Origin of the sequence: Actinomadura formosensis, assembly GCF_050948385.1 — a bacterium.
Taxonomy (GTDB): Bacteria; Actinomycetota; Actinomycetes; order Streptosporangiales; family Streptosporangiaceae; genus Spirillospora; species Spirillospora formosensis.
In genome coordinates this window covers 1685316-1697488 of sequence record NZ_CP192011.1, presented here as the reverse complement: position 1 = coordinate 1697488, position 12173 = coordinate 1685316, and the positions used below count along the sequence as shown (strand labels likewise).

8 protein-coding genes and 1 riboswitch are annotated in these 12173 nt (G+C 72.8%); of the genes, 1 reads left to right on the top strand and 7 read right to left on the bottom strand.

Annotation, left to right across the window (positions count from 1 at the left end; translation table 11 throughout):
• Positions 1-106 precede the first annotated feature (106 nt).
• A riboswitch (cyclic di-AMP (ydaO/yuaA leader) is annotated at positions 107-256 on the top strand.
• Positions 257-263: 7 nt separating this feature from the next.
• Positions 264-1286: an NlpC/P60 family protein gene (locus ACQP1N_RS07975; protein ID WP_067803392.1), complete on the top strand. Its 1023-nt coding sequence runs from the start codon at positions 264-266 to the stop codon at positions 1284-1286.
• A 78-nt stretch (positions 1287-1364) separates the two neighbouring features.
• Here the strand turns inward: ACQP1N_RS07975 and ACQP1N_RS07970 are convergent, their stop codons facing one another.
• The 7 genes from ACQP1N_RS07970 to ACQP1N_RS07940 all read right to left on the bottom strand — a co-directional run bounded on the left by ACQP1N_RS07970 (position 1365) and on the right by ACQP1N_RS07940 (position 12157).
• Complete coding sequence (locus ACQP1N_RS07970) at positions 1365-1736, bottom strand: (deoxy)nucleoside triphosphate pyrophosphohydrolase (protein ID WP_306451814.1); 372 nt, start codon at positions 1734-1736, stop codon at positions 1365-1367.
• A gap of 33 nt (positions 1737-1769) precedes the next feature.
• A complete protein-coding gene (locus tag ACQP1N_RS07965; RefSeq protein WP_433230080.1) occupies positions 1770-2555 on the bottom strand; it encodes a Mut7-C RNAse domain-containing protein in 786 nt (261 codons plus the stop codon).
• Positions 2556-2604: 49 nt separating this feature from the next.
• A complete protein-coding gene (locus ACQP1N_RS07960; protein WP_067803398.1) occupies positions 2605-3672 on the bottom strand; it encodes an NlpC/P60 family protein in 1068 nt (355 codons plus the stop codon).
• A complete protein-coding gene (locus ACQP1N_RS07955; protein ID WP_242608808.1) occupies positions 3669-4304 on the bottom strand; it encodes a hypothetical protein in 636 nt (211 codons plus the stop codon). The genes ACQP1N_RS07960 and ACQP1N_RS07955 overlap by 4 nt, the downstream gene beginning before the upstream one ends.
• Complete coding sequence (locus ACQP1N_RS07950) at positions 4301-6775, bottom strand: type IV secretion system protein (protein WP_433230075.1); 2475 nt, start codon at positions 6773-6775, stop codon at positions 4301-4303. Before ACQP1N_RS07950 ends, ACQP1N_RS07955 begins: the two co-directional genes overlap by 4 nt.
• Entirely contained in the window at positions 6772-9261 is a 2490-nt protein-coding gene (locus ACQP1N_RS07945; RefSeq protein ID WP_433230072.1) for an ATP-binding protein, read from the bottom strand. The genes ACQP1N_RS07950 and ACQP1N_RS07945 overlap by 4 nt, the downstream gene beginning before the upstream one ends.
• Positions 9262-9454: 193 nt before the next feature.
• Positions 9455-12157 (bottom strand): TcpE family conjugal transfer membrane protein, encoded by a 2703-nt coding sequence (locus ACQP1N_RS07940; RefSeq protein ID WP_433230069.1) that lies wholly within the window; start codon positions 12155-12157, stop codon positions 9455-9457.
• Positions 12158-12173 lie beyond the last annotated feature (16 nt).

The following is a 12173-nucleotide window of genomic DNA, read 5'->3' as shown; positions in this document are numbered from 1 at the left end:
CGCACCACCCGTCGTGGACCTTCACACGGGCCCCGATTCGCATACTTTGCTCATCCTTTGTAATCTGCCCGAGATCCGGTCGTCCGGAGTCCCACCCCCAGGGGCTGCGACCGGAACGCCGAATCTCCCGCTCGCCGGGAGAACCGGGGACCCACACTCCCGGGGTGAATCGACGCGTGTCGCAGGGCGCCCGTCGTAGGGCGACTCCTGGCCCGAACCCGTCAGCTAACCCGGTAGGCGCCCGAGGAGAGGAGAACACCGGCTTGGCACCGGAACCCCACTGGCGACGCGCTGCACCCACCGCCACCGCGGCCGCCCTGCTCCTGATCGGCCTCGGCGCCACCGCACCCGTCGCCGCGCACGCCGCGTCTCCCTTCCGGCCCTCCGCCGCCACGGCCCCGGTCACGCCGAGCCCGACTCCGACGACGGAGCAGGGGCTGCGCAAGAGCCTGGACGCGCTGAACGAAGAGGCCGAGATCCTCACCGAGAAGTACAACAAGACCCGCGTCGAGCTGGGCAAGGCGCAGAAGGCCCAGCAGGCCGCCGCCAAGACCGCGGCGACACTGCGCGACCAGGCCGCGCCCGCCCGCGAGCAGCTCGGGCGGATGGCCGCCGCGAACTACATGGCCGGTGCCCCCGACACCATCTTCGGCGCGACCGGGTCCCCGGGCGGGCTGTCCGACAGCGCGTACCTCGTGCAGAACCAGGCCAACGCCGTCCACGCCCTGCAGAAGCAGATCGAGCAGGCCGAGGCCGCCCAGCGCGAAGCGGAGGCCAGGACCGCGCAGGTCAAGAAGGCCGCGGAGGACGCCAAGAACGCCCGCGCGGCGGCCAAGGCCAAGGTCACCGAGGTGATGAAGCGGCTCGACAAGCTGACCACCACCCACATCAAGGACCCGCGCACCGGCCTCACCGCCACCGTGAAGGGCTCGGACCTGCCGGCCAAGATGGCGCGCAAGGCGCTCACCAAGCTCGGCTCCCCCTATGTGTGGGCCGCCGCCGGGCCGAGCAGCTTCGACTGCTCCGGCCTCGTCGTCTGGGCCTACGCCCAGGTCGGCAAGCCCGGCCTGCCGCACTACACCGGTGACCTGTTCGCGCTGGGCACGAAGGTCTCGCGCGGCGCGCTGCGTTCGGGCGACCTCGTGTACTTCGGCGGCAACCTCCACCACATGGGCATCTACCTCGGCGGCGGCAAGTTCCTGCACGCACCGCAGACCGGCGATGTGGTGAAAATCTCCAACCTGTCCGACCGGTCCGACTACGCGGGCGCCAACCGCATCTCCTGACCCGCTCCCCCGTCCGCCGCACGCGGACCACAGGCGTCGGGGGCTTCCTGCGGCGCGGCAGGAAGCCCCCGTCACTCCTCAGCCGAGGCCCTGCGCGGCGAGGACGTCGATGACCGGACGGTCACCGGGCAGCCATGCCACGTCGTAAAGCTCACCCGGAGTCAGCCAGCGGAGCGCGAGATGCTCCAGCGCCCGCGGCTCGCCCTCGACGATCTCCGCCGTCCACACGCGCAGCAGGCTCCGCTCGCTCAGCCGCCAGTCGCCGCCGATCCGGCGGCCGAGCCGCACCTTGATCGCCAGTTCCTCGTGGCACTCGCGTACCAGGGCGTCCTCATCCGACTCGCCCGGATCGACCTTCCCACCCGGCAGTTCCCAGCCGCCCGCCATGTGCGGCGGCTCGGCCCGCTGCGCGCTGAGCAGCCGTCCGTCCGCGATGATCGCGGCTCCCACCACGACGAGATCGATGTCGACCAGCCCCTCTCCTCATCTCTTCGACACCGCGGCTTCGGTGCGCCCGTTCCCCCGGACGGCCTCGACGAGCTCGGTCGCCTCCCGGACGATCTCCTCCAGGTGGTCGCCGTGGGCGCCGCGCCAGTAGACCTGACCGCAGTCCGCGCACCGGCCGTAGGCGTCGTAGCTGCGGCGCGTCCCCGCCTCCAGGTCGTGTTCGACCTCCTGCTTGTCGACCGGGGCGAGTTCCCCGTTGCAGGCGGTGCAGCGCGTCCACGGCCGCAGGACGGGTGCGAACCGGTTCAGCAGGTCGCGGAGCTGGTCGTCGGGGCGGGAGCCGCGGACGTACGCGCCGAACCACAGCGCGCGGCGGCGCAGGAGCCCGCGGTCCTGGGTGAGCAGGACGCGGCGTTCCGCATTGGCCTGGGCGACCAGCGCCGGATCGTCCATGTCGTTGTGGTAGGCGGTGTCGAGGCCGAGGAGGCGCATCCGCCGGGCGAGCGTGCCGAGGTGCACGTCCAGCAGGAAGCGGGGCGCGTCCTGGCCCGGCTCCAGCGGGACGGGCTGCGGACGCGGCACCGCCGCCACGCGCACCTCGTCGCCGTCGTCCGGCCGGGTGGACGGCCCGGCGGGCTCACCGCCGATGGACATCGGCCCGGCCTCCGGCAGCGGCACGCCGAGCGACTCCACGATATGTCCCAGCGTCGACGTCCCGTCGTAGGGCACCCGGTTCGCGGTGTCCCGCCTCGTGGCGGGCAGGAACATCAGCAACTCGTCGGCGACGCGGATCGTAATCTCGGACTCCACGCCGATCAGCATGCCACGCGCCGACGACGATCCTCGCCGGATCATCCGCCGGTTCCGGTGATCAGTTCCCCGGCTGCCGGACGGCCAGCTCGCCGACCTTCTTCCTGAAGTCGGGCCGGGCCAGCGGACGGGTCGTCCCCACCCAGTCCGACCGCTTGTAGGTCTTCACGCCGATCGCGGGCACGCACGTCGAGCAGCTCGCCACGATCATCTTGCCCCTGCCGATGACCATGCCGACATGGCCGGGACTGTTCGTCGACGTCCCCGGACCTGAGTTGAAGAACACCAGGTCGCCGGGCAGCTCCCTGCCCTTGGCGATCTTCACGCCGAACGGCCACTGCTCGAACGTCGTGCGCGGGATGTCCAGGCCCGCCTGCCGGTAGGCGGCCTGGAGCAGGCTGGAGCAGTCCCACGCGTCCGGCCCGGTCGCGCCGAACACGTACGGCTTGCCGCGCTGCGCCAGCGCGAACTCGATGATCTTCTGGACCAGGCCGCCGACGTTCGGGGGCAGCTCGTTGTCCTCGCAGTTGACGCCGTTCGCCTGGACGACCTTGAAGTCGCCGCCGACGTAGCGCTTCGCCCAGTCGAGGACGAGGTTCACGTAGTCCCACGAGTGGTTGTACTGGAAGATCGCGGTCTTCATCCGCTCCGGGGCGCCGTTGTGCTTGAGGTACGCGGCGGCCGTGGGGATCGCGTCCCGCGGGTCGTAGCGGTCCTTCTTGCCGTCCTTGTTCCCGTCGACCGCGAACTCCTTGAACGTCGCGGCCAGGAACTGCATCGGCCCGCCCGCGCCCGCGTAGTTCTCCCCGCTGCTGACGCCGGGCAGCTTCGACCGGCCGTGGTCGGTCTCCACCTTGCCGATACCGGCCAGGACGTTCCATGGGATGCCGTACTTCTTCCCCGCGTCCTGATAGAGCGCCAGGTAGTTCGCGGGGACCGCCTTGGCGTCGTCCGCCGCCGCGGGTTGCACGCCCGCGTCGGCGACGTCCACGCAGCCGGCGGCACCGCCGACCCCGCCGCCGAACATGAACTGGCTCGCGCCGAACAGGATCGGGACGAACACCAGGGCGACGAACAGGGTCGCGGCGACACCGAGGCCGCCGGCGAACAGCAAGCGGCGCGGGCTCATCCGGTGTCACCCGCCTGACCGGCGTCCGAGGGCTGGAACGAGTACACCTTCAGCGAGCCGCCGTCCCGCGCCACCGTCACCGCGTACTGCTTGCTGTCGCTGCTCTCCTTGCCGCTCCTGGTGAGCTGCTGCCGGCCCGTCACCAGGAAGATGATCGAGTTGTTCTCGATGTCGCGGACCTGGTCGAGCGACGCCGACCCCTGGGCGACGACCTGTTCCCGGCGGCGCTCCTCCAGCAGGCCGGGCGTCGCCGCGTCCCCGCCGAGCCGCCGCGCCAGCTCGTCGGTGGCGAGACCGGACAGCCGTCCCGTGTAGGTCTCGGGGGTCTCGTCGTAGCGGTACGTCCCGTAGGCGGCGACGAACCGCTGAGCCAGATCCGCGGCCGTGGCGAACTCCTGCCGGGAGAACGGCAGCAGCCGGTAGATGTCGAAATCGCCGGGGTTCACGGCGTTCTGGATCCCGGGGGGCGGGGACGCCGGACCGGTCGGCGTGGGCGCGGCGCTCGGACGCGCGTCCGGCCGGTCCGTCTCGTGCTCGGGTGCGGCGACCGTGAGATAGATGCCGACGACGGCCAGCACCACCACGAGGCCCGCGAACAGCAGCTTGCGCCGCCGGTCGTCCAGATTCATCATTCGTCCCGTTCCGGCTCCCCGGACGGGCGTTCCACCGGACGCAGCCAGAACGGGATCGGCGGGCCCGCCTCGGAACCGCGCCTGTCCCACAGCGGCGGCGGCTGCTGCCGCCCACCCGGCCCCTGGGCCGGCGGTTCGCCGCTGGACGGGCCGCCGCCCGCGCCGTCACGCTGCCTGGGGACGTTCCCGGCGGGCGCCCCGGCACCGGACCCACCGCCCGAACCACCGCTGCCGCCCGAACCGCTGGAGCCGCCGCCCGCGCGGCCACGGCCGCGCCCGGCCGAGCCGGACGAACGTCCGCCGCCGCTGAGCCAGCCGCCGCCCCCGCCGGAGCCGTTGCCGCCGCCCTTCCCGTTACCGCCGCCCGAGCCGCCGCTGCCGCCCGAGCCGCCGCCATTGGTGACGCCGCCTCCGCCGGAGCCGCCGCGGCCCGTCCAGGAGGACGGCCGCACCGTGCCCGTGCCGGAGCCCGTGCCGGACGATGGCTTCCCGCCGCCGGCCGCCGCGCCGCTGTCCGCGCCGCCGCCCTTCGCCACCGGCGCGCCGGACACACCGCCCGGCCGGGTCGTCGCCGCCGCGCCGCCGTCCGTCCGGCGGTCGCCGAGCCCGCCCGCGCGGGACGGCAGGTTCAGCGGCGGTGCGCCCCGCCGGGCCCGTCCCTGCGAGGCCGCCACGGCACCCGCGCCGCGCGGTTTCGCCGCAAGCACCGGCGCCTCCTCCGGCGACGGGCCCTCCCCGGCCCCGGCCGCTCGCCGGTCGGCGCCGGCGACCGCGGTGCCGGGCGACCCATCGCCCTGGGCCCCGGCTCCGACGCCCTCGGAGGTCGCCTCGCGCTTCGCCCGGCGGGCCAGCCGGTAGCCGGCCGCACCGGGCACGACCGCGCCCGCGACCCCGGCCGTGCTCCTGCGCGCCTCCGCGACCGACTTGTCGAGGTGCGCCTCGCTCTTCTCCCGCGACCCGACCGCCGAGTAGCCGACGGCGGAGAACAGGTGCTGGAACGGCTTGCGGTAGATGAAGGCCGCGAACGTCACCAGCGCGATGAGCAGCACCTGCAGACCCCACGGCAGCGTCTCGCCGAGGATCAGGCCGTACGCCCACAGCAGCAGCGACAGCACGCCGATCAGTGCCGCCTGCTTGAGCAGCATCGACAGCAGCAGTTCGAGCCATCGGACGGCGATGACCCGCCCGATGCCGGGATGTATCCCGATGCCGAGGAAGATCGGCCCGGCGACGAGCAGCAGCAGGAACGCGATCTTCACGACGATCAGCGCGATCGCGATGACCATGATGAGCAGCCCCGCGACGAGCGCGGCGAACAGCCCGCCGAACGCGACCGCCAGCCGGTTCTGCCAGTTCTTGCCCTGGAACAGCGCGTAGGTCTGCGGGTGGTTGTCCTTGATGTTCTTCGTGACGTCCTTGTAGGCGTCGGCCTTCTTGCCCAGATCGACCTTGTTGGTGCCGTACGTCTCCGGGAGATCGACCGCCTGCGACCACAGCAGCTTGTCGGCGTTCTCCTTGACGATCTTGGCGTTGGGGTCGGTGGTGCCGAACTCGCCCTGCAGCCACGGCTTGCAGACCAGCGCCACCCACAGCCCGTTGGCGTTGCGGGTCGTCGCGTCCAGGTTCTGCGACGTCGCCGGATCGGGTTTGCCGTCCGGTCTGGGGATGCATGCCCCACCCTTGGTGTCGCTCTGCGGCAGTGCCGCATTGAACGCGACGCTGGTCGCCTCGGACGTCTTCGTCCCGAGCGTGGTGAAGTCCGCGGGCCGCGCGATCAGCCAGATCAGCGCCACCATCGCGGCGACCATCCAGATCACGCCCTCGGTGACCTTGCTCGCCCGCTTGCGGACCAGCCCCCACCAGGCGAGCCACATCGCACCGAGGATGACGACCCACGACCAGTAGCGCGCGTTGAACGTCTTGCCGATGTCGCTGATGACGCCGTCGACCGTGTCCTTCAGCCAGCCGAGCAGCGAGTCGGACGCGGCCGCCTGGTACACGCTGATCGTCGTCCGGTCGACCGCCCGGACGACGGTGAACGTGGTGTTGGCGAGGGCGTTGCCCATGAGCGCCATCGCGTCCGAGCAGCCCATGTCGACCGCGTACCAGGTCTGACCGGCGGTGCCGTACCGGTCGTAGTACGTCAGCCGTTCGACGGGCGTCTTCTGCAGTTTCTCGTTCGGGTAGTCGGGCGGCTTGATCATGCCGTCCGTCCCCGACCCGTACTGCTCCGGCGGCGGTGTGTCCGCGGGACGGCACGCGTCGTTGGGCGACGGGAAGATGGGGTTCGCGCTCGCCATCGGGGACAGCACGACCATGAACAGGGCCGCCACCAGCATGACGAGGACCGGGCGGCGGGTGCGCGGGCGGGGCCGCCACCGGCGGCGCCCCGGGCGGTCGAGGACCGCGCGGTCGAGCCCTTCCCCGGGCGAACGCTGCAGGCGCGCCGTCCCGTGGCGGGGAGCCTTCATCGACTGACCTCCTCGACCTCGGCCCCCGCGGTGGTGAGTTCGGACGGGCCCGGACGTGACCGGGTCGGGTTGGTGTCCAGCCAACGCTGCAGTTCCTCGGAGATCAGGTCGACGCCGATGCGCCCCGCTCGGCCGTCGAGGTCACGGAAGATGCATTCGCCGTTGCCGAGGTTGCGCAGCACGGCCTTGTGCTCGTCGGACGTCTCCACCCCGAGAAGCGACATGACGTTGCCGACCTCGACCCGTTCGGTGGAACGGAACGAGAACACCGACGACAGGCAGTTCGTCACCTGTTCGTTCAACAGGTCCCCCGCGTTCTGGGAGACCAGGATCAGTGCGGTGTTACGGGAGCGTCCCATACGGGACACCTCCGGCACCAGTTTCGCGCCCTCGGGTGTCGAGGTGATGGCCCACGCCTCGTCCAGGAAGATGGCCTTCGGCAGCCGCCGGTCGAGGCCGTGCATGAGCCGCCGCGCGAACTGCGACACCAGGTACATCAGCGCCACCGACAGCCGCTGCTCGTAGGAGTAGTCCTCCCGCGAGATCGCGACGTCGGGCAGGGTGAGGCCGCCGAGCGTGAACACGGTGGTCCAGCCCTCGGTGTCGATGCGCTCGCCGCCGGACGGGTCGAAGCACAGCCGCGCGAGCCGCATCTCCGACATGGAGCGGAGCACCGCACCGAGGTTCTTGGACGCGGGATCGTCCGCGCTCTCCAGGTGGTCGACCACGCGTCCGAGCGAGGGCCGCTCGCCGTTGGCGACCGCGCCGACCGCCTGGATCATCGCGGACTCGCGTTCCTCCGACATCCGCGGCAGCAGCAGCCGCAGCGTCTCGGTCGCCATCGTCTTCATCGTGGCGAGGTCGTCGCCGAACGAGAACGGGTCGAGCAGGCCGGGCGCCGCCGAGCCGAGCGGCAGCACGCGCGCCTTGCGGCCACGCGCCCTCAGCAGCTCGACGAGCGACTCGGCGTCGCCCTTCGGGTCGATCGCCGCGATCGTCACGCCGCGCAGCGCCATCTGGTAGATCAGCAGCAGCGCGAGCGTGGTCTTCCCGCCGCCGGGCTCGCCGGTGATCGCCACCGCGGTCGGCCGGTTGCGGGCCGCGGCGACGAGCGGGTCGAAGTGGACGATGGACCGGGCCCGGCCGAGCGTCTCGCCGATGTAGGGGCCGATCCAGCCCTCCTCGTTGTCGGCCGGGCGGTCGCCGAGGTCGACGGTCGCGGTCGGCATGCCGCCCGCGATCGTCCGCAGCGGCTGGCGCTGCGCGTAGGCGTTGAGCCGGATCTGGTCACCGGGCAGCGACTCCAGGAACAGCGAGAACTGGTCGCCGGTCGAGTTGACGACGTCGATGCCGATGTCGCGGTAGTGCTCGACGACGGCGTCCACCCGCTGGGCGAGGAGTTCCTCGGTCGGCGCGGACACGATCAGCCGATGCCACCCGTACACGAACGGCAGCCGCTCCTTGGTGATGCCGTGCTCCAGCATCCGCGCCGCGTCGATCTGCTCCGCGAGCGCGATCGGCGCCTCCGCGCCGGCCTCCCGGATGTGCTGGTCCATGTCGCGGGCGTGCGCCAGCTTCCGCGAGACGTCCTTGGACGCCTTCGCCGGCGAGATCAGCTTCATCCGCGCGCTGATCTCCACCGGGAACGGCAGCGCGTCGGCGTAGTGGAACCAGGGCTCCCCGTCGGGGAACGGCATCATGTCCGGGAACCGGGCGAACGACAGGTACGCGACATACGACGCGGCCGTGGCGCCGCCGCCCGCACCTGTGAAGTTGGGCTGCTCGATCCGCAGATACGAGCGCCCGTTGTGGATGGCGCCCTCGACCAGCGACTCGATCTCGCCCTTGCCCCACGTCCTGCGCGGGACGGCCGACGGCGGCGGATCGGCCAGCGACCCCGTCACCGCGTGCTGGAACAGCCATGCCACCTCCGTGGAGGTGGCGTGCCTGGCGTACAGGGCCGACCCGCCGAGCGCGCGCCCGATCCGCTCGGCCTGCTCCGTCCAGCGCGCGATCTCCTTCTTGTCGATCGCGTCGTCGTGGACGCCGAGCACGTTCTCGCTGCGCCTGTAGAAGCCCAGCAACTGCGACAGGACACCGCCCGACAGGTGCGCGCCCATGCCGCGCGGCCCGAGCCGCACCCCGAGGTAGACCTCCTTGGTCCAGAAGTCCTTCGCCCACACGTGCGCGTAGGTCTCCTCCAGGTACTCCCGCCATCCGGGCCCGCCGTCGGACGTCCGGTCCAAGGCGAGCGCCCATTCCGCCGCCGGGTACGTCCGGTGCGCGATCCGCAGGTGCACCTCGGCGTCCTGCATCCGGATGCCCGCCAGCGCGATGGTGATGTTGGTGGCGAGCGCCTCGCGCTCCTCACCGGTGGTGAACTCGTACGACACCGTGGGCAGCCGGAAGTACGCCCAGGCCGCGCTGTCGGTGAGCAGCACGCGGTCGTCGAAGTACCGGACGGCCAGCCGACTGGACTTGCTCATGCCGCCCTCCCGACCAGCGAGTGCCCGTCATCCCGGCGGACACGGCCGCCCGGTGGAGATTCTCCCGTCGGACGGGCCGCCGCGCAGGACTGCCGGGGAGAGTCTTTGCGGTCCGGACGGTCATGAACGTCAAGCCCATCCGCCAGGGGTGCCCGGTTCACTTGGGTCTCCGCTCGATGCCCGCGAGGGGCGCTCATCGGGTGGCCTCCTGCTCCTGCTGAAGCTCCTGGTAACGCTCGGGCACGACGGTGAACCCGCCGGCGACCACACCGGCGAGGGCGAGATAGGCACGCCGCGTCGGCGTGCGCAACGACTTCAGCTCGTTGCGGGGCGCGCGATCCATGCTCAGGTGATCATCCCATGGGATGCGCACCAGCGCCCGGCAGCGCCCCCGCGCCACGGCCTCGGCCTGCTCGACATCGTCCATGCTGCGGCGGCTCACCCCGTTGATGACGGTCACCGCGCGGGACCGCAGTTCCTCGTATCCGTGACCGTCCAGCCACTCGAACGTCATCGCGACCGCGCGCGGCGCGTCCGAACTGGCCGGCGCGACCAGCACGATCTGGTCGGCGTACGGCAGGACGCGCGCGACCACGGCCGCCGCCGCGTCCAGCAGCGTCACCGAGTAGAACTTGTCGATGGTCCGGATCGCGAGGGCGTAGTCCCTGTCGTCGAGCGCCTGCAGCGGGTTCTTGCCCGCCGCAATGACGTCGAGCCCGGACTTGGCCTGCGAGGTGTACCGGCGCATCGCGGTCAGGCTGCCGACCTGGTCGGCGCGCGTGATGAGCCCGGTGAGCGTCTCGTTGGTCTCGCTCCGCGTCCTGCGCGCCAGCGCACCGGGCCCCGGATTCACGTCGATCGCGACGACCGGCTCCCCGTTGTGCTGCGCGAACGTGTGCCCGAGCATCAACGCCGTGACGGTCTGGCCCGCCCCACCCGTGCACCCGAGCACCACCACATGCCGCGTCCCGTGGAACGGCTGTTGCAGCCGCTGCTGGTATTCGGCGTCGGCCTCACCGTGCCCGCCGCCGACGGCGTGGATGAGCCGCCGCAGCCCGCCGGTGGTGACCTCGTGCTCAGGCCCGGGCGGCGTGATCGCCGGCCCGGACGGCGGTGGTGCCGGCGGCGGCGGCAACGGCCGCGGCCGCACGGGTGACGCCGGCTGCGACCGCACGTCCCGCGGCGGCGCCTGCTCGGCCGCCGGCTGCGGCACGGCGGGTGGCTGCGGCACGGCTGGCGGTTGGGGCGTGGCGGGTGGCTGCGGTGCGGCGGGCCGGACGGGCTCGTCGGCCGCGGGCCGCGGCCTGGCCAGCCCTTCCGACCAGGGCTTGGGCGGCTCCCGCCGCGGTGCGGGCGGCTGGGGCGGCTGGGTCCCGAAGGCCCCGGGCACCATGGGGACATCGGGCCGCGTCACGGGCGGCCGCACCCACGGAGGCGGCGCCGGGGTCCTCGCCCCGGCGACCTTCTTGTCTCCGGCCTCCCCGTTACCCCGGCCATCGGCCGCACGCTCGGGCACCCGCCCCTGGACGGGCTCACCGGGCGCCCCCGTCTGCCGCCGCGGCACGTCCTGCCGTGCCCCACCGGGCACTTCGGTCGCGGCCTCACGCCCGGCGACCGGAGCGTCAGCGGGTGTACGCGGCTCCGACGCAGCACCCTGCTGCCCGCTCGGATGCGCGCGCCCGGGAATCCGGCCTTGGAACGGCACGCCCGGAGGTCCGGGCCACCGCTGCGCGACGTCCTGCCGGGCCTCACCCGCAGGCGCACGCTCGGACTCCGCACCCTGCGGCGCCGGGCCCGCAGCCGCAGGACCGGCCACGCGGGCATCGGCCGGATCGCCCGCGGCTCCCGGCGGCCGCGGCGCAGCGTGCGGCGGCTCGGGCGGATGCGGCTCACCCGGCCGCGCCCGCCCGGTGTCCCCGGCCGATGCGGGGCCGGCCACCTGGGTGCCGGGCTGCTCCCCGGGCGTCTGCGGGCGCTGTGCGCCCCCCCGCCCCGGGGCGCCGGGGTCGGCCGCGGTGGACGGCGCCGAAGGCGCCGTCTCACGGGCGGCGGCCGGTGTGCCCGCGTCGGTGACGGGCCGGGGGCCGTTCGCTATTTCCTCCGCGGTTCTGCGGATGTCGGGAGGGGTGGGCGGGGCGGCCCGCCAGATCTCGGCCGGGGCGCCGGGGCGGCGGACGCCGGAGGCGAGGGCACGCTTGCCGGAGCCGGGCGCCGGTGTCTCCAGCAAGGGGGTCGCCGGGGGATGTTCCAGGTCGGCGGCCGGGATCGGGAGGACATCGTCCTCGTGGGAGATGTCGCGGCTGGTACGGCGCCAGGGTTTGCGGGGCGCGACGGGTTCGGGCACCGCGACGGGGTCGGCGGCCGCGGTGGGGTCGGCGGCCGCGGCGTACTCGTCCAGGTGCGGGGGTGCCGCGGCGGCCGAGGGGCGGGGCATGCGGGCCGGAAGGGGGGTCGGTTCGGCCTCTTGCCCGCGCTTGCGCCGGGACTTGATCGCGGCCCGCTCCCCCGCGGCGACCGGGACGGGGGCCTCGGCGCGGCGCCAGACCCGGGCGACGATCACCACTTCGCGGGGTTCGCGGATCGGGGTGAGGCGGCACCAGGTGCGCGGCTCGGCGAGGTAGCGGCTCTGCGAGAGCAGCAGTTCGGTGAGGCGCTTGCCCTCGATCACCGGGCGCGTCGCCAGCCAGGTCAGGACGCCGGGCGGGACGATGTACAGGACGTGCCACGGCGACTCGAACGGGACGCCGATGAGCCTGAGCAGCAGGATCCAGGGCACGAACACGCCCAGGAACACGCCGATCTGGACCAGCGGCAGCGGCATGGGCAGCCGCAGGTCGTACAGCTTGTAGAGCCGCTTCTCGATGCGCCAGATGTTCGTGTACGTGGGTAGATCCACGCCCCTGCTCCCCTAA